The organism is Syntrophothermus lipocalidus DSM 12680, from assembly GCF_000092405.1.
Taxonomy (GTDB): domain Bacteria; phylum Bacillota; class Syntrophomonadia; order Syntrophomonadales; family Syntrophothermaceae; genus Syntrophothermus; species Syntrophothermus lipocalidus.
On sequence record NC_014220.1, the window covers coordinates 290,095 to 307,938 of the forward strand.

15 protein-coding genes and 1 tRNA gene are annotated in these 17,844 nt (G+C 52.1%); 7 read left to right on the plus strand and 9 right to left on the minus strand.

Annotated features, from left to right (window positions below):
• Nucleotides 1-88: 88 nt before the first annotated feature.
• The 4 genes from SLIP_RS01385 (at nt 89) to SLIP_RS01400 (ending at nt 3,179) form a co-directional block, all read left to right on the plus strand.
• Complete coding sequence (locus tag SLIP_RS01385) at nt 89-1,066, plus strand: CoA transferase subunit A (protein WP_013174475.1); 978 nt, start codon at nt 89-91, stop codon at nt 1,064-1,066.
• Nucleotides 1,067-1,879 carry a CoA-transferase subunit beta gene (locus tag SLIP_RS01390; RefSeq protein WP_013174476.1) on the plus strand — a complete coding sequence of 271 codons (813 nt, stop codon included), beginning with the start codon at nt 1,067-1,069 and terminating at the stop codon, nt 1,877-1,879.
• A 333-nt stretch (nt 1,880-2,212) separates the two neighbouring features.
• Nucleotides 2,213-3,004 carry a DUF6125 family protein gene (locus SLIP_RS01395; protein WP_013174477.1) on the plus strand — a complete coding sequence of 264 codons (792 nt, stop codon included), beginning with the start codon at nt 2,213-2,215 and terminating at the stop codon, nt 3,002-3,004.
• Between the two features lie 90 nt (nt 3,005-3,094).
• A tRNA-Leu gene (locus SLIP_RS01400) sits at nt 3,095-3,179 on the plus strand.
• Nucleotides 3,180-3,210: 31 nt separating this feature from the next.
• Here the strand turns inward: SLIP_RS01400 and SLIP_RS01405 are convergent.
• The 9 genes from SLIP_RS01405 to SLIP_RS01445 all read right to left on the minus strand — a co-directional run bounded on the left by SLIP_RS01405 (nt 3,211) and on the right by SLIP_RS01445 (nt 13,594).
• Nucleotides 3,211-4,419, minus strand: coding sequence for a cofactor-independent phosphoglycerate mutase (locus SLIP_RS01405; protein ID WP_013174478.1), 1,209 nt, complete (start codon nt 4,417-4,419; stop codon nt 3,211-3,213).
• A gap of 98 nt (nt 4,420-4,517) precedes the next feature.
• Complete coding sequence (locus SLIP_RS01410; protein ID WP_013174479.1) at nt 4,518-5,720, minus strand: GerAB/ArcD/ProY family transporter; 1,203 nt, start codon at nt 5,718-5,720, stop codon at nt 4,518-4,520.
• A 61-nt stretch (nt 5,721-5,781) separates the two neighbouring features.
• Nucleotides 5,782-6,936 carry a Ger(x)C family spore germination protein gene (locus SLIP_RS01415; RefSeq protein ID WP_013174480.1) on the minus strand — a complete coding sequence of 385 codons (1,155 nt, stop codon included), beginning with the start codon at nt 6,934-6,936 and terminating at the stop codon, nt 5,782-5,784.
• A gap of 15 nt (nt 6,937-6,951) precedes the next feature.
• Nucleotides 6,952-8,058 carry a GerAB/ArcD/ProY family transporter gene (locus SLIP_RS01420; protein WP_013174481.1) on the minus strand — a complete coding sequence of 369 codons (1,107 nt, stop codon included), beginning with the start codon at nt 8,056-8,058 and terminating at the stop codon, nt 6,952-6,954.
• Nucleotides 8,059-8,125: 67 nt separating this feature from the next.
• Nucleotides 8,126-8,329: a hypothetical protein gene (locus SLIP_RS01425; protein WP_013174482.1), complete on the minus strand. Its 204-nt coding sequence runs from the start codon at nt 8,327-8,329 to the stop codon at nt 8,126-8,128.
• Between the two features lie 151 nt (nt 8,330-8,480).
• Entirely contained in the window at nt 8,481-9,617 is a 1,137-nt protein-coding gene (locus tag SLIP_RS01430) for a Ger(x)C family spore germination protein (protein ID WP_013174483.1), read from the minus strand.
• Nucleotides 9,618-9,796: 179 nt separating this feature from the next.
• Nucleotides 9,797-10,978 (minus strand): Ger(x)C family spore germination protein, encoded by a 1,182-nt coding sequence (locus tag SLIP_RS01435; protein WP_013174484.1) that lies wholly within the window; start codon nt 10,976-10,978, stop codon nt 9,797-9,799.
• Entirely contained in the window at nt 10,929-12,047 is a 1,119-nt protein-coding gene (locus tag SLIP_RS01440; RefSeq protein WP_041432575.1) for a GerAB/ArcD/ProY family transporter, read from the minus strand. The genes SLIP_RS01435 and SLIP_RS01440 overlap by 50 nt, the downstream gene beginning before the upstream one ends.
• Nucleotides 12,048-12,049: 2 nt before the next feature.
• Complete coding sequence (locus tag SLIP_RS01445; RefSeq protein WP_013174486.1) at nt 12,050-13,594, minus strand: spore germination protein; 1,545 nt, start codon at nt 13,592-13,594, stop codon at nt 12,050-12,052.
• A 342-nt stretch (nt 13,595-13,936) separates the two neighbouring features.
• On the opposite strand from SLIP_RS01445, the gene SLIP_RS01450 reads away from it, so the two are divergent.
• From SLIP_RS01450 to SLIP_RS01460, 3 genes are all read left to right on the plus strand, one after another.
• Nucleotides 13,937-14,641 (plus strand): hypothetical protein, encoded by a 705-nt coding sequence (locus SLIP_RS01450; RefSeq protein ID WP_148216485.1) that lies wholly within the window; start codon nt 13,937-13,939, stop codon nt 14,639-14,641.
• Nucleotides 14,642-14,731: 90 nt separating this feature from the next.
• The gene (locus SLIP_RS01455) at nt 14,732-16,213 is read left to right on the plus strand and encodes a hypothetical protein (RefSeq protein ID WP_013174488.1); all 1,482 of its coding nucleotides are present in this window, start codon (nt 14,732-14,734) and stop codon (nt 16,211-16,213) included.
• Nucleotides 16,213-17,841 (plus strand): hypothetical protein, encoded by a 1,629-nt coding sequence (locus SLIP_RS01460; protein ID WP_013174489.1) that lies wholly within the window; start codon nt 16,213-16,215, stop codon nt 17,839-17,841. Before SLIP_RS01455 ends, SLIP_RS01460 begins: the two co-directional genes overlap by 1 nt.
• Nucleotides 17,842-17,844: the final 3 nt, after the last annotated feature.

The following is a 17,844-nucleotide window of genomic DNA, read 5'->3' on the forward strand; positions in this document are numbered from 1 at the left end:
GGTGGTTGTGGAAAATCCCGTTACCCCTTTACAGGGGTAACGGATTTTCATACTTGTTTTTTAGATTTGAGGAGGAGGAGGTAGAGTAATGGGTAAACCGGAAAAAATTACGCTGCAAGAGGCGGCCAGTCTCATTAAGGACGGCGACCTGTTGACCTTCAGCGGGTTCACTATCTGGCGCCGGCCGATGGCTTTGGTTTACGAACTGGCACGCCAGGGCAAGAAAAACCTGCATCTTTTCGAGGTCAACGGTGGAACCCACACTGAAGTCCTGGCCGGGGCAGGATGCGTGAAGATATGGGAATCCTGCTGGGTCGGGCACGAGTTGTATGGAAAGTTGGGCGAGATGGTAGCAGCTGGCCAGGTGAAAGGGTCAATCATTACCGAGGACTACAGCCACGCTCAGTGTGTGGCCAGGCTTTTGGCCGGAGCATATGGAATTCCCTTCATGCCTACTGCTCACAGCATGGGCACCGACATTTTAAACCCCGAATTCGACATGCTGAGTAGAGCCGGACTGAGAGACGGCTCCAATCCGAAGATTCCTCTGAAGAAGTATGACATTATTCATGACCCCTTCTACAACATGGGTGAAATACTGCTGATGCCGGCGGTTAACCCCGACTGGGCTCTCATCTACGCTTCTCAGGTAGGAGACGAAGGAACGGTTCGCGTCAATGCCCAGACCTATACCGATGCGGAGGCTATCAAGGCTGCGGACAAGGTAATCGTTTTGGCAGAAGAGATAGTACCCGACAGTTACCTGCGTCAGGAACCTAAGCTTAATCTCGCGACCGGTTATGCCGTCGATTACGTGGTCGAGCTTCCCTGGGCGGCGCATCCCACGGGCTCTCAAGGGTACTATGACGTCGACGCCGATTTCATAAGAGCGTTCTATTCCGCTTCCAAGTCCCAGGAAAGCTTTGACAAGTGGGCGGATGAGTGGGTATTCGGGGTCAAGAACCACGACGAGTACTTAGCGAAATTGGGAATTACTCGGTTGGAAAAATTGAGAGCCAACGCAGCTCTGGGCTATTCAACACGGGTGAAAAGGGGGAAGAGATAAATGTCGGCCAAGAACGAATACGCCAAGCCGGGTGAATACAAACCCATTGACCTGTTGGCAGTATCTGCTGCCCGGGAGGTACGGGACGGTGACGTGGTGTTTGCCGGAACTGGCCTGCCTATGCTGGCCATAATGCTGGCCCAACTTTCGCACGCCCCGAACGCGGTCTGCATCTATGAAGCAGGGTCTGTTGACGGCCGGGCTATTGACCTGCCGACCTCAGTCGGAGATGCCCGCTGCGCTTACCAGGCAGCCATCGCAGCTGGACTTACAGAGGCATTCTTCGGGCAGCTCCACTGCGGCTATGTTGACCTTGGCTTCTTGGGAGGAGCCGAGATAGACAAATATGGCAATGTGAATACTACTGTCGTCGGTAATTACGCCAAACCCAAGAAGCGCTTCACCGGGAGTGGCGGTAACCCCGACATCAACTCTTTGGCCAGGAGATCAGTCTATATCATGGTCCAAGAGAAAAGAAGATTCAAAGAACACGTCGATTACATTACTGCTCCTGGATGGCGCATAAAGAAATGGCCGAGCGGTGAGTGGGCGCCGAGGAAAGAGGTATACGGGAAGTTCTTCCGCGGAGGCATAGACACGGTTATCACTGATATGGGGGTCTTCCGTTTTGACGAAGAAGGTATTATGTACCTAGACACGGTTCACCCCGGGTTCTCGGTGGAAGATGTGAAGAACAACGTAGATTTCGACCTCAATATTTCCAGGGTAAGCGGGGAGACACACCCTCCTACCTACCTGGATATTGAGCTCCTTTACACCAAAGTAGACCCCGAAGGAATATTCCTGCCTTAATGGCGAGGGTATGACCCTTATCTAGTACTTTGGATTAAAGAAACAGGAGCCCGGTGCTCAGCCTGAAGTTGGTAAAGGGCTGGGCGTCGGGCCATTCTCTTGCTGGGTTGGTTGAATAAACAGGAATATAAGGAACTTGCGTTAATGCTTGGCCGATTGACGGGTAGCAGCGCCGCCTTTATGATTAAAGATGAGGAATGCTTTCTTAGTGGAGGGGAAAGAGAGAATTAGGGAGGTGGGGTTCGTTCGTTACTGAAGTGACTCGCATTTCCGAATAGCGGAAGGGTTGCTCGATTGGTACGAGCAAGAAATCTTAATATGGGAGGGATTGGTGTGGGCGAGGGAGTAGCCCTGCAGGAAGAGAGGGCCGTAGAAAGAGCAGAAATCGAGAGGCCCGAGGACATGAGCCAAGAACAATTGGCACGGTTTTTGGTTGATCTCGTGCATCGGGTTATGGTACACCATACCCTTTGGTTCAGGGAGGTCGAATACCAGCTCGGTATGCCGCAGGCTTTGGACATTCTGCAAATAGCCCTGACCGATGCATACAACGTTCAGATGAGGAGATTCTCCAAAGTATTTGGGTTTGAAATGGAAAAAGGAATACCCAAGCCGCTATTAGAAATGCCCAGGGAAAAACTGATAGAAGTTATTGATAACCTTGCCCTCAACTGGTTGGCGGTAGATGGTGTCTGGTTTCAAGCGGTGGAAAGAACCGTGGGTATGTTCGACGCCAAGCGCTGCAACGACACCTGCTGGACCAGGTTTTCACCGTTTGAGGCCTGGTCAATCAAAAGGCTTTTGGGTTTGCCGGACCAGGCGGGATTGGAAGGCCTGAAAAAAGCTTTGAGGTTCAGACTGTATTCCAGGATTAATGTACAGACGATTATCGACGAATCGCCTAACAGCATAATATTCCAGATGAACGACTGCCGGGTTCAGAGCGCTCGTAAGAGCAAGGGGCTGGAAGACTACCCGTGTAAATCGGCAGGGGTCGTGGAGTACCGGACATTTGCCAGCACTATCGATTCCCGGATAAAGACCGAGTGTATAGGCTGCCCTCCGGACGAGCATCCAGAGGAATGGTGGTGTGCTTGGCGCTTTTATATACCCAGTGATGACTGATTAGGGTAGTGGGCCGCGGCTTTTGGACTAACGGACCAGCGGCCTTGAAAAACGGAAATGGCTCATATATAATAAGTGACAGTCATAGAGGCGGCAGTGGCGGAATTGGCAGACGCAGTAGACTTAGGATCTACCGGGTAACACCGTGGGGGTTCGAGTCCCTTCTGCCGCACCAAAGGAAAATAGGGGGCGAAAGCCCCCTTTTTCTATCCCTTGATGAAATAGTCCATCAGTTCATGTCCTTTTTCAAAGCGAAGGCCGGTGCTTCGGGCCGACGCTTCGTCGTAGGTGCTGACTTTATTGGGATAATGCTGCCGACTGTCGAATATCACAAAGGGTACTTCTTCGGCGGTATGGGTGCGCACGCTTAAAGGCGTGGGGTGGTCCGGCAGTACCATAAGACGATATTCCCCGAACTTTGGCAGTCCGGATAGCAATTCCCCTATTACCTTTTCGTCAATCTCCTCTATAGCCTTAATCTTAATCTCCAGTTCTCCGCGATGCCCGGCCTCGTCCGGGGCCTCGATGTGGATGTAGACAAAATCCTGCCCGTCGTCCAGTTCCTTTAGAGCAGCCCGAGTCTTGCCTCGAAAATCTGTAGTTATGTTTCCGGTTGCTCCCGGGACATTTACCGCCCTAAGACCGGCGCACAGTCCCAAGCCTTTGGTAAGATCAACGGCGGCGATGACCGAGCCGACAAGGCCGTATTTTTCTGCAAAAAGGGGTAATGCCGGTTTAACTCCCTGTCCCCAGAACCAGAGGGAGGTGGCTGGCCGGAGCCCGCGGTGAACCCGGAACTGGTTGACCGGGTGACAGGGTAGAAAACGGTTGCTCTCCAGCATTAAACCGAGCAGAACCTCGCTACCTTTTCCCCGAGGCAGGTATTCAGCAATTACCCGGTCGGAAATATCGTGGGGCGGAGTCAGTTCTACTTCTAAAGGCCCATTTGTCCATACCATGAGGTGGCGGTAGCTTACCCCCGGATAGAAACGGATGTCTTCGTCGTCAAACCGCTCTTTAACCGCGGCTATGAGTTGGGCCGACTCGGCGCTGGTTATCTCGTCTGAGCTGTAGTCAATCATTCTTTTCTGCGTAAACTCGGGCTCGTCAGAAAGGGTTACCAAGTTGCAGCGAAAGGCAACATCGCCCGGCTTAAGTTCGACTCCCATGGCAATCGCCTCCAAGGGCGAGCGTCCTGTGTAGTAACGGGTCGGGTCATACCCCATTACCGAAAGATTGGCTACGTCACTGCCGGGCGGCATTCCGTCAGGTACGGTTTTGACCATACCCATTCTACCCCTGGAAGCTAAGAAATCTAAGTTTGGGGTTCTGGCATGAGCCAGCGGGGTTTTGTAATCGAGTTCGGGTATAGGGTAGTCAGCCATGCCATCGCCCAGCACCACCACGTATTTCAAGGCTTTTTCTCCTTTCTAAGGGAGTCTCGTGGTCTGATTATACAACAAACAGTTCCGATTTTACCAGCTAGTAAGAACCCGAGGGAGGGGAGACGCGATTAATTTTGGTAAGGAGTTGAAGGCGTAACCACGGAGTAGTAAGCCTGTTTGACAGTGCTTGCGAACAGGAAAAGGCTGAGCTTGATCTCCGTGCAAGCCTGCTTGAGGGAATCCCGGGAAGAAACCCCTTGGCACCGGATAACCGAAGCTGTCCAGACCAGTATGGGAAGACCAAAGAATATGAGCGGATGATACCAACAAAGGACGCATGAGAGAAAATCGATTACGTCGAAAATGCTGGGAAAAAGCTTGAGGGAAAGTGTCCCCGTAAGCAGGGCTAAAGGCAAAGAAACCACCTGGTGGCGTTTTAAGCGGAGGGTTTGAGCAAGGGTGGAGGCTGACAGATAGTGGATGAAGGCCAGCTTGACAAACCCCCCAAGAATCCAGATGGTTAAGACCAGGGCTTCTATACGGTTGAGAAACTTGCCGAGCACGATGCCGCGGGCCAAACTGAGAAAAGGCGCGGTTAGAGCCGCGCTGTACTCGACAGAAAGAACGGAGACGACGGCTATGGTGAGCCCGATACTGGTCAAACCCAGAAACAAAAGACACCCCAAACTGATCTTGAAGGCGGATGAGGGGAGGTTAAGGTGATGCATGACGAAAGCGATGGTTCCGAATTCGGCCAGGTAAGTGAGGATGGGTGGAATGGCGGTCAGCACGGGTTTCCAGCCGTGGGCCAGCACCGGCAGCAGGTTAGAAAAATCGGCTTCCCTCAGAGCCAGAAAGACAGTTACCCCCATCAAGGCGAACACCATAGGTCCGGCGAGCCCAGCCAACCGTCCGAGGACCCTAATTCCGTTGTTAACCAGATAGACGGAAACCGCCAGAGTGGTCGCGATGAAAACCACAGGCGGGGTTCTAGGTAGAATCGCGACAATCAAAATATCGACAAAACCCCGGACTACTGTGGCGGCCAGGAGAAGGTAGCTGAAGAAAAACAGCAGGTTGAGGAACACCCCTAAGGGTTTGCCCAAGGCTGCTTCTACTATTTCGACAAAACTGTGCTCGGGATAACGCATACCGGCTAAGACCACCAGCAAGATTAAGGGCAAGCAAAGGACGAGGGCCAGTATTTCTGCTAACCAGAAGTCCGGACCCGATAGCTGAACTATGCGGGATGGTAGGTAGAGAGCGTAGGTAGTAAAAACAGAGGTTGAGATCAACCAGAAAGCCTGTGATGCTAAGATTTTTTCTTTCATAGAGGCTCCTCCTTTTTTGATTCAGGCACTAAAAAATCTGCGTCAATCTGCGTCTTTTAGCCTAGTACCGGATTACTGCGGTACGGCGAGTTAGGTGAGTACGGCGAATCTTGGACTCCACGTCAACTTCGACCCTAACTGCAGGGAACACTTCCTCCCAACTGCTACCAACACGGTCCCATGTTTGCGGATAATGCTGTTTCAATGCTAGCCCAAAGCCGAAAACGTCGGAACCCAGTTCTTGGGCTTTCTTTACCGAATCCAGAACCTGTTGGCGGATGAGTTGGGCGGATTCTCTTTCCAGGGTCTTAAGCATGGCAGGGGTGACCAGAGGGTGAGTACAGGTCTGTTCGTAAAAGAAGCCCTCTTGCTTTATCTTTACCCGCATGATAATCTCTTGTCCTTGGAGTGCAGGGGTGATGCGGCATTGTGAGCGCAAAGACTGGAGCACGACCGGGCTGCCGCAGTATGGACACCGAACTGTCATTATACCACCCAAGACCGTTTTCGGTTGTAACCACCGGTACCCGCGCGATTCCTCCTCGTTCATCCATCCAACCAGTTTCCCCTTCATAAAAAGCGCGGTGCCGGAGATCTGGAGAAAACACCGGCCGCTGGGGTCTTTGACCACGCTGATGCCGGGCACCGCAGGCTCGATGCCAGGCTTGATGGAGCGGATGATAAAGTCGCGCAAAAGACAGCGCGTGTATATTCCCGCGTACAGATCCTCGCTTTTTATCATCGAAGTCAAGGCTACTCCGGGTATCCTTTCTACTTCTGTAGGAACCGACAAAACTTCGGCGGCGGTCGTGTCGCGGGCGATGAAGACATCTCCGGTTTTTCTCACGTTGCGGTTACGCGCAAACTCATCGACCAGGCCGGCCAGTCCGCGCCGGGCCAGGCTTTCACCCCAAACATTGGCCGACCAGTGCTGCCAGAGGATGCTGCGCGGGTTCTTCAACATGATGTTTCGGCCCGCAGTAGTGAAGGTTTCACCTGTAGTAGAGACCACCACAAAAGGAGGTGATGGTGGAGTTTGGCCCGGTGTTTTCTGAGAGACCGGAATCTGTACAGTAAAACGCAAGCGGTCCCCGGGAAGATCATCTAAGCCTACAGCGATGGCTAAATTAGTTTGGTTCAATTCAGTCCGGTCCCAGCAACCGCCGGTGATTATCATGACCGGGATAAAGAGCACAAGAAGCCAATTCTTTTTCACAGCATCACTCCAGGGTCAGGTTTGTGTTTCCGGCGGCGACTTTATTGCGGGGCGCTTTATCCGTGCCACCAGCAACAGCAGCGAGGGTATGACAAGGGAAAAAGTAAAGCCGTACGGCCCGAAAAAGGTGGGGTCGAACAGAGCAGTGTACTCAAGCGTGTTTTCACCTAAAAGCAGGGCCACCAAGCCGACCAAAACCGACAAAGGAAGTACCAGGGGTTTATAGCACCGCAGGTTAAAGCCTTGGGCCATGGCCTGGGAAGCCCACATCAGGTTGAGAGTAACCTGCACGAAAACGCCCCCCAGCCAAACAGTCAGTAACGCCGGCTCCACCCTTTGCACAAACTCGCCGAATGCGATGCGCCTGGCTACACTTAACCCCGGGTAGGTAGCCAAAGCAGCGTTGTCAATCCCTAAGCTTGATATAACTACCAGAACGATGGCCATAAGGTGCAATGCACCCAGGGGGACTCCCCACTTAACTACCCGGGAGGCATGGGCAGGGTTATCCATAAAAGGTATGACCATCGCCAAGTTAACTATATCTGAACACACGGCCATGGGGGTTACGGCATTGGTCAACAAGTTGCCTAGACCGCCGGCCATGAACGGCGAGAGGTTGGACGGCCGCAGCCGGTTCAAGGACAGGAAAATGAGCATCCAGATCAACCCTAGCATTACCGGTCCTAGAACCTGGTTGACGAGGGCAATGGTTGTTAATCCCCGGCGGGCGGCGATGACGCTGGTCAAGAGGGTTAAACCCATCAAGACGCTGACGGGTGTAAAGATCATGACCGAATTCAGAAAAAAATCGCTCGATATGCGCACCCCCAGGGCCGCAAAAAAAATGAACCACCAGGCATACAAAAGAGCGAGTATCGAACCGAAAACGGGTCCCAGAAGAGTACGACTGTACTGAATAATAGTCTTATCGGGAAAAATGCTGCCCAGTTTGATGACGATGGCCCCAACTAGCCAGGCTACCGGGATGACGAGCAGCGGAACCAACCATACGTCCCGGTTGGGACTGGGGGCGGCACTGACAGGCAACACCATTACTAAGTCAAAAGCTATGCGAATGGAGAAGCACAGAAGCAACACCTGTAGCCAGTTCACCGTCATTCGAAGATTGACGCCTGCGGATCTAATCAGAGGGACCCCCTTTACTTTCGCCTGCCTTTTTTGGGCGTTATGGCTGGAAACGAAATACGGTCTCTAAAGCTCTGACCGGGTTGGGAAGGGGCCAGTTGTAAAACTGGCCCAGGCTGTACAATACGGCGATAGCCATCAAAACCGAAAACACCGCCAATTCCCGGTACATCTTGTCCCTCAAAAGCGGGGGGACATCGATAAGGATGATGACAAGGAACAGCAGAATCAGCAAAGCCAGCATAACTCACCCTCCTAGCAGTCTAGAGCCACAGATTTACACAGATGGAGCACAGATTATCACTGATAACTATTATCTACATTACCCCATTTCAACAGCAATCTGTGTACATCTATGCAAATTCGTGTTTATCTGTGGCTCATCAATCTTCGGCTCATCGCAGATACAGGATTTTCGTCAAGAAGTTGCTCCTTCTGATATTGACATCGACCTGCACGGAGACGGGCACGGTAGGGAATATGGTTTCCCAGTTCTTCTCCATGGATTGCCATGCGCGAGGGTATCTCCGGCTCACAGCCAGCCCTAGACCGAATATGTCAGACTCTAGAGATTGGGCTTTGTAAATTGCCGCCAAGACTTCGTCTTCAATCTGGCGCTCGCCTTCGGCTTCTAGTTGGGAAATTGTGGGACTAGTCAATAAATCATGGGTGCATTTTTGTTCGTAAAACATTGCGTCGTCCCTAATCTTGATGCTGAACGCCACTCTGCCGTTTTCCAACCGGGGTATGATTTCTGATCTCGTTCTAAGCATCTCCAACAAGACTGGTTTGCCGTCGAAAGGGCAGGTGACGGTAACCGTCCCTCCTCTTACCTGTTTGGGGCGCAGCCAGCGGTAACCCCGCGATTCACGGGTATCTAACCATCCTACCAGGTGCCCTTTTCTAAAAACCGCAGTGCCGGAAAGCCTCAGCGTCTTTTTCCCTGAAGCGTCCGATATAACTTCCACTCCAGGAATTACAGGCTCGATACCGGGAGCCGCGAGCTTGGAAAGCACTTCATTGATCCTCACTTCTGTATACACTCCTGTGGTCGGGTCTTGCGATCTTATCATGGCTTTGAGGGCCTGGACAGAAGATTTTTCAATGACCGGAGCGGTTTCAAGCACCTGGCGAGCTTCTGAACCTCGTGCCACAAAAATATCGGTGTTTTCTCGAAGGTGAGGACTTCGTAACATGAGATCGACCATGTCTACCAGGTTTCTTGCCATAGCTTCTCCAACAACGAAGGCGGCTATGTGTTCGATAATCTGAACTCTGGGGGATTCTAGGGTTATTCTCCGGCGTCCCACGGACACCGTTTGGCCGGGGGCAGAAACAACGACGAAAGATGGACCCCTGCTGATGTCAGGCGGTAGCATGAGCTGGAAAGAGGTTAATATATTTTGGTCTGGTAAGAGATCCATACCCGCCCCACCTATGACAACGGCCTGGGGAAACTCTACACGCCCCCAGCAGCCTGATGTTGCCAAGAGGGAAAAGATAAGAATGAGCAAACATATCCTTCGCCGCATGTTTCAACTCCCTGCTGTGAGGATTCGAGCCACAGACGGACACAGATACTTAGACGCAGATTAACCCAGATTTATAATTATGATTACAAATAATAATTAATAATTCATCTGCGTCAATCAGCGTCTAATTAAAAATAGAATCCGTGATCATCTGTGCTAATCTGTGTATATCTGTGGCTCTAAAATCTGTACTGCAACGTTTCAGTGGTGAGGTAACTCCGCCTGATCTCGGATTTGACATGGATCTCGACCTCGAGTGTTGGGAATACCTGGGCCCACTTGCTCTCAAGGCTGGCCCATTCTTTGGGGTAGCTCTCAAAAACGGCCTGGCCGAAGCCAAAGATATCTGAGTCGAGACTTTGGGCTTTATTGACTGCCGCGCGCACTTGGCGCGTTATTAATTGGGCGGCTTGCTGCTCGAGTTGAGGGAGTGTTTTAGGAGTCAGGAGCTGGTGAGAACAAGTTTGTTCGTAAAAATTGCCTTCTTCCTTTATGTCGATGGTTATGATAATTCTTCCATCGCTTATCCGGGGCTTTATCCGGCACTGTGAACGCGTGGTATCGAGCAGTACCGGTTTGCCGCAAAACGGGCATTTGACAAGTTTGGTGCCTCCAGCCAGGGGGGTCGGACGGAGCCACCTGTATCCCCGCGATTCTTCTTCGTCAAGCCACCCGACCAGGCGGCCTTCTTTGAAAACCGCCATGCCAGAGAGATGCAGGGCCTTCTTACCGTTCTCGTTGACTATCTCTACTCCTGGAACAGCAGGTTCTATCCCTGGCGTTATGGTTTTGGTAAGGAAGTCACCCATGTCAGTAGGGGTGTATATACCTATATGCAGATCCTGGTTCTTGATCATGGAAACCAGGGCTGGGCCGGGCAGCTTTTCCACCTCCGTCGGCACTTGAAGAACCTGGGCGGCGGTTGAGTTTCGGGCTACAAAGAGGTAGCCGGTTTTACGTATATTACGGTTACGCAGAAAGTAGTCGACGGCTCCGCTCAGTCCTTGGCGGCAGAGGTCTTCGCCTAGTAAGTAACAGTAAGCGTGCTGCCAGAGGGGGCTGCGGGGTTGTCTTAAATGCACGTTGCGCGGTCCTTCGGTGAGGGACCTCCCATCTCTAGAGACTGTCACGAAGGTGGGCGAAGAGCGGGCTGTCTTTGCCCCTTTCTGCTTTCCCGCTTGGGGCGGCATTTCAGCAATTTGTTCGGTAAACATGAGATGTCTTTTAGCGGCAGCGTCCCACCCGATTGCAACTACCACAAAATTGTCGTTAATCTCGCGGCTGTCCCAACAGCCGGAAACCGAACCTAGGCTAACCAGCACTACTAGCAGAATCAGGTACTTTCTGGTCATTGCATTCATTTCTTCGCCACCACGATAGGATTAATAAAACCAACGGCAAGATTACGGCAAACACCAACATCACCCGGTAGAAAAAGAAATCGTAAAAGAACTTCAATTCAACTGTATTCCTGAACATTGCGATGCTCAAGGCGCCGATCAGAAGGGCGAACGGTAGCACCAGAAAGCGGTAATCACGCAAACGCACGGCCGCGGCGCTGGTATGGGCAATGACAAAAAGCAAGAGGCTGGTTTTGACAAAAGCGTTGGTTATCCAAATAGCGACAAACACCGCGTCTACCCTTTCTATAAAATCCCCTACCGAGATGTTCCTTACTACAGAATAAATAGGATAAGAAAGAACTCCTGCCAGGTAGTGGTTGAAAACCCCGATGCTGAGCAGAGTAAAAACACATATCCAGAAGGCCGAGGACAGCACACTGCCGAGGACGGAAAGGTACGTCCGGCTGCGATTGCTGACAAACGAGGATAAAAAAAACGCGATGTAAGATTCGGCAAAGACATGTGAATGTTTCCAGGCCCCCGGCGCCAGCGGTAGTATACCTCTTGGTACGAAGGGCAAGAAGTTATTCCAGTCAATGTTGAAGCAAGAAAGAGCTGCTGTGAGCAAAGCCCCAAAAGTGTTAGTCCAAAAAAAGACTTCGGCTAACCGGCCAATCGTGGCTAGTCCCCGGCGGGCAGCCCAAGCCGCGGCTGCGAGGAGAAAACCGGCAAACACGCTCACCGGTACGACAAAAAGCACTACCGAGAGTGCAAACTCGAAAAACATCCGAAGGCCAAGCGCACAGGAAAAGATAAGGAAAAACAAATACGAGAGAATCAAGGCTTTGGCCAACCACTTTCCCAGGCTTGATTCGAAAAAAGGGACCAGGCCTATGTTTGCCTTGGATGCTAAAGCCGAATAGACCAAGGAATAAGGTAAGGCAACCAGAGCACAAAACCAGGCCAGGATCCAGCCGTTGTTGCCGCCGGCTCTGATGAGGTGAGGAGGCTCAAAGATGGCAGTACTGGACATAATCATGAACATCAAAAGACAGTAGAGCTGAAAAGGGGAAATTCGATTACCCATCATTACGCCTGCCGCAGCCGGTTCCCTGGGGCCAGTGTTTGGGGACGCCGAACACTGCTCCACCAGGGACGCCGTACCAGGATGTCTCCCAGGTCTTCCCACCGCATAGGAGCCAAGGGAGCCAGGTAAGGCACTCCAAAGGAGCTGATGGAAGCCAAATGAATTAGCAAGAAGATTATGCCTATCATTAAGCCGAAATAACCCAGGAAGGCGGCGGCTATGAGCATCAGGAAACGCACCATGCGAAGAGAAACCCCGGCGCTGTATACTGGGATGCTGAACGAGCAGATTCCGGTAAAAGCTACTACCACCACCATTGGCGTAGAAACCAGACCGGCGGAAACGGCTGCGTCTCCTATGACCAGGGCCCCGACGATACTTATGGCGGGGCCGATGGCGCGAGGCATACGAAGCCCAGCCTCCCGCAGGATTTCGAAGGTGACCTCCATCAAGAAGGCTTCGAGAAAAGTGGGGAAAGGTATTCCCTCCCGGGCAGCGGCGATGGTCAGAAGCAATGGGGTAGGAATCATTTCCTGGTGATAGGTTATAGTAGCTACGTAAATCGACGGCAAAAGCAGGGTCGCCAAAAAGGCGATCTGTCGAAGTATCCGAGTCAGGGTCGAAGGTATGTACCGCATGTAGTAGTCTTCCGGTGAGTTCCAGAACTGGGGGAAGGTTGTGGGTACCACCATGGCCCAGGGGGAACCGTCTACCAGGACCGCGACCCGTCCTTCTAGAAGGTGCCCGACTACCCGGTCTGGCCGTTCAGTGTGTTCTACTTGAGGAAACAGCGAGAAGCGGTGGTCTTCGATGAGTTCCTCCAGATAACCGACGTCCAGCACCCCATCGATGTCGATTGTCTGAAGACGTTTTTTTACTTCGTTGACCAGGGAATCCTGAGCTATGTCCTGGATATAGCAGATGACGATGCTGGTGCGGGTAATCCTGCCCAGTACCATGCTTTCTGTTTTAAACCGGTTGGTTTTCAGGCGACGGCGGAGGAGCGCGGTGTTGAATCTCAGGGTTTCGGTGAATCCTTCTTTCGGACCCCGGATCAAAACTTCTTCATCCGGGCTTTCAACTTTTCGGCTTTCCCAGCTCTTAAAGTCGAGGATCAGGGCTTGAGCGTATCCGTCGATGAGCAGGGCCGCGTCTCCCGAGGCGGTGAACTCGACTACCTCTTGGAAGGTGGTTGCTTCCTGCAGTTCGGCTGCGGTAAGCAGGTAGTCGCGGACTGCAGTGTAGATGTCGAACGATTTTGTCTCGGGACTCCGTTTCAGTATATCAAAATCGATCATCAGAGGGCGAAGCACGGCGGTTTCAGCTTCGTTCTTCAGCATCAAGCCGTCGAAGTAAACCAGGGCTGCGTCTATGCTTAGCTCCCGGCCGAACTTGAACTTCCTCACCACGGCGTCGGAACAGCCTTGAAAAAGCTTCTGCAAATATTGCAGGTTGCTCTCGAGGGAGGTCGAAAGCTTGCTTGAGATTATTTCTTCATCGGTAGGTTGAATCTCAGGAGAACCGGGACTCCGCGTTATGTATCTCATCGAGATCTCCTCGCTCTCACAGTTGCTGGTAGCATAGAAAGCTAGCGCCTTTGTTAGTCGGCTGCTTCCAGGCTTTACTTGAACAAAGACGATAATACCGCTTACTAAAGTCTGTATCAAACCTTGTCATTATATTCAAAAATTGATACTCCATCCAAACAGTGCATAGCGTTTTTTGTTCGACCCCTCAACATCTGGTACAGTTGCTGGAGGGCCTGCCTAAGTCTAAGCGAGGGGATTGGTGTCACGGTGTGACGAGTTTTGGATGCGGCCAGATTCCCGTTGTTGTAGAATTAAGAGGTGAAGCGAAATGAGGTTCAGGCTGGTAAGGCATGACAGCACTTGATGGTGAAGAGGATGAGGGCGGTTTTACGCAAACTGGTTGACCGGATTCCTTTGGAAGAAGAGGAATACCGGCGTCTCCTTGCTTATACAGAAACTCTACGTTCCGGTAGCGAGGAATCGTACAGGGTATTCCGCGACAATTACGGTTCCCTGCTGATGGCTGACTACGGAATCCGGTTGCCCCGGTTTGCCAGCGGGCGAGCCGAGTTTCTAGAGTACTTGTGTCAGAATTGGGAGGTAGTACAGGCTTTAAAGCTTGGCCCGTTGCCGGTAAGCACTATGCCGGTAAGCCTACAAGAATACCTGCGAACGGAGTACGGGTCCGAGATCAAGGCCGAACAGGTAAGGGATCTCGTCGAGTGGATTGAACGGAACCAAACTGCCGGGCACGGGTTGCCCCGGCCCAGGAAGAGGGACCCGGTGCTGGTTTATGAGGTGGGCAACGAAAATAAGGAGATCGGACTGGCGCAACATTTTAGAAGAATCGCCCGGCACCCGTTTGTCAGCAGGATAGTTAGCGTGCGCTACCTGTCGAGGGGCAAAGCGGCTCAAGACCGTTTCGAGGTGCGGGGAGAGGATGTCTTATCAGGTATTTTTACCAATAAGGAAAAGTCTATTTACTATTTGGTCTACCTTACCGAAGCTGATCTATGCAAAGCGGCCAATGCCTGCAATTTACTGAACCACGTTTTCTACGGATAGCGTGTGTTATACATGGGATTCCTTAGCACGAGACTGGAACCGGCTTTTTAACCTGACAAACTCTTGACGGTTGATAGGAGTCAGAGGCTTATGACCATTGGATTGAAGGACATCGTAAAAAGCGTAGCTTCCATAGGCCCGAACGAAGACATTTTCGCATACTGGAGCCGGGAACTGGAAGGCCGCAAGAGGGTAAGAAGCCTGATATCCAAGGGCGCGAGGCTAGAACTTGAGATTGACCGGGACGTGCTTGACTTTTTGTTTCGGGTGTTATGTCTGAGCCAGAGCCAGCGCCTCTTGTACCGTGTATTGTGGGATTACTCCGACCAGATGGCTGTTATCAGGTGGCTGGGCGATAGGTCCGAAGGGTTTAGGCTACGTTTCCTGCAACAACTAGCCGAGCTATGGCCGCAGAAAGACGGTCGAGGCCGACGGGACTTTTTAATAAACATATATACCCCGGCCCTAACCGATGCCTATCGCCGGTTATTGGCTGGCTTTGATAGTAAAGATATCGATTACCTAATTTCACGGACAGCTAATCCGGAGCTGCGCCGTCTCTTGCGGGAAGAGAAAGAAAAGATAGAGATTCGAGCGAGAGAATCCCGTCTGGGCGTGGCCATACACAAGGTCAGGGCCCGGGATTTGGACTGCATTTTCGGAAATAAGACGGAACTTGCCAAATCGCTGTTGTCTAGCCTTGAGCAGGCCGAAGCCGAACTTTACGAGCATCCTTACCGGGTTGATAGGCTTTTGAAACTCTGTGAGTGTTGCGTAAGGTTATTTGAACTGGGTTGGATTGAGGACAGCCTGGTTTTGACCGTCGAGACTTACAGCGATTTCATGGAAAGAGGCAGGCTGCAGGGGAGAGAAGCGGTTCGAGTCTACCGCCGTTTAGATCGTTTGGCCCGGGCCGTCATCCCGGTTTATTGCTTGCTGGAGTTTGGTGAGAACCTGGGGAGGGAAGTAGAGAAGCTATACCGGTCTTGCCTCAGTCAACTGGTAGTCGAGAACGCATCGCTCGCTTATCTGGAACTTTATGAGCGTTTGCAGGAAGCGAGGAGCACGCCTTCGGTGTATCCCCGGTCGGAGGTGGAGAGATTCTGTCTAAGACTAGCCAAGACCAGACCAGATGATGCAATAATCAAATGTCTTAAGGGCAGGGAACGAGAAGGTGTTGACATTGAGGGCTGTATGCAAGCAGTGGGAGAGCGGATGAAGAGCCGACCCCACGAGGCTTTCGTAATTATGGAGTTCGTACGCCTGGTGGTCATGCCCGGATTGGACGTTCGAAGGAAGTCTAAGGTGGGCGAATCTATGCTGACCCGTTATTTGGATTTGTGGGGCTGGGTCCCCAACGTTCGTTTTATGAACCGGGAAATAGCGGAGTCTCTGAGTGCGGTGGCAAAAGGCGAGACCCGGCGACAGGTGTTTGACGTCCTACGCTGGACAGAAGCTTTCGCCAACAGAGATAACCAACTCTATTCTAATAAAAAAGAACTGGTTCGGGGCAAGGGCAGTAAAGCAGCTTTGCAGGCGTTTCTCGGCAGGGTTTTGGGGGTGACGGATTAGTGGAACCAGAACTATCGAACCTAAAAGAGGCTTGTCAGGCGGTTTTGAACTCGCTCCTCGGCCAGCTCAGAAATGAGATCGAGGAACTGACCTCGGTTCAAAACCTGTTTTTGCCCTCAGGGACGGTCGATATCGAGGTTTTGGAGGATTATCTGTATCACGTCAACAGCTTTTACTACCGTACCTTCGACCAGAAGATGATACCTGTGTATATAGAAAAGGTTAACCGGATGATGGCCGAAATTTACCGGGTCAGCAGGCAGGGGGAGCAGGTAAAAAATGACCTTGTCAGCAACCTGGTGCGTTGTGCCGGGCTTTCCAACCTGCTTAAGCATTTTACTCAGGTCTTGAGCGATCTGGAGCAGGTAATTCAGCAGGAGTTGAAGGCTTTAACCGACAACCGTATGAGGGTCAACCGGCAATTAATTGAAGTAGTAGAAGACTTAACCTCCGAGATCAGGTCCTTGGAACAGCAGTTCAACATCGTGGAGAAAATTCAGAGGGATGCCGAGTGGGCTGAGCTGATCAAAAGCGACGTTAACCTGTTGCCGGCGGTTTGTTGGTGGGAGGAAGGGTGGACAGGTGAACCCGGTGCCAGGATTCGAGACGAACTGGGGCGTTGGCTGGGACAAGCCGAAACGTTTGTACAAATGCTCGAGGATGTGGCCGCACCTCCTAGGGAGTCGAGGCTCGGTGATTCCTGGCCCGGCTTGCTTGAAAAGGCTCTAGCGCTGGGTCGGGCCTTGGAGTTCTCTTCGTCCCTACGAAACCTGATACGGGAGACAATAGGCGCCTGGCTGGAATTTGAAGCGGAGAGATTGGGCTTCTACCAGCGGCAGGTTTCAAGCAACAAGATGGCCGAACACACGGCGAGGTTTGCAGAAGAAGCGAGACACCGCTTGGGACAGTGGGTAAAGATTTTTCGGTGCCTTCTTCGGTTTAGCCGCGAAGGCCTCGAACCGGAGATGTTAAGCGAATTCAGGTGGATGAGATCACTTGCAGGAGATTATGCCGGATCGATAGCCCGTTTATTGCGAGAGTTTCAGAGGGAACTGGAGGCGCTGGCCGACAAGCTGCAGCGCTACCCGGACCTCAGTCCCTTGGAGTTGGAGAAGCTTTTCGAGGAAACTGTTTATCGATATGAACAGGAATTGCGCGAACGCTGGTCCAGGGCGAATCTTCCCTGGCCGAGCCGATTCGGGTACCGGGTCGAGTATACCTTAGAATACCTGGAGCTGATTGATGTCAAGCTCCGCTATCACCGGGAACGGCTGCAGATGTATCTGGAAGCACAGGGGCGTTACCGTGAGGTCGCGGAGGGTCTGCGCAGGTGCCGCCAGCTGTTTTCCGGGTTTGGGGAGGATGTAGATAACCTGTTGTCTCCACGCACTCTGAAACGGGCATGGAAGGACCTGCCGGTAGAGGTCAGGCGCTATCCCATCAAAGTGGGAGAAAAACTGCCCCCGGAGTGCCTGCCGGTTTTGGACAAAGGATATGTGGAACGCAAACCGGTTTCCGAAAAGGAGCATCTCGTGGTTCTAGAAGAAAAGGGAGACGTGTTTTGGATACAGGTTGATGGGATTGAGCGCTGGGAGGTACCTTATCTGGTGGTGGGTATGAAAAGGTAGGTA

Coding starts and splice junctions, on each gene's coding strand:
- SLIP_RS01385 (WP_013174475.1), top strand. CDS start 89: ATGGGTAAACCGGAAAAAATTACGCTGCAAGAGGCGGCCAGTCTCATT.
- SLIP_RS01420 (WP_013174481.1), bottom strand. CDS start 8,058: ATGACGGTGAACTGGCTACAGGTGTTGCTTCTGTGCTTCTCCATTCGC.
- SLIP_RS01425 (WP_013174482.1), bottom strand. CDS start 8,329: ATGCTGGCTTTGCTGATTCTGCTGTTCCTTGTCATCATCCTTATCGAT.
- SLIP_RS01435 (WP_013174484.1), bottom strand. CDS start 10,978: ATGAATGCAATGACCAGAAAGTACCTGATTCTGCTAGTAGTGCTGGTT.
- SLIP_RS01410 (WP_013174479.1), bottom strand. CDS start 5,720: ATGAAAGAAAAAATCTTAGCATCACAGGCTTTCTGGTTGATCTCAACC.
- SLIP_RS01440 (WP_041432575.1), bottom strand. CDS start 12,047: ATGGGTAATCGAATTTCCCCTTTTCAGCTCTACTGTCTTTTGATGTTC.
- SLIP_RS01455 (WP_013174488.1), top strand. CDS start 14,732: ATGACCATTGGATTGAAGGACATCGTAAAAAGCGTAGCTTCCATAGGC.
- SLIP_RS01445 (WP_013174486.1), bottom strand. CDS start 13,594: ATGAGATACATAACGCGGAGTCCCGGTTCTCCTGAGATTCAACCTACC.
- SLIP_RS01390 (WP_013174476.1), top strand. CDS start 1,067: ATGTCGGCCAAGAACGAATACGCCAAGCCGGGTGAATACAAACCCATT.
- SLIP_RS01430 (WP_013174483.1), bottom strand. CDS start 9,617: ATGCGGCGAAGGATATGTTTGCTCATTCTTATCTTTTCCCTCTTGGCA.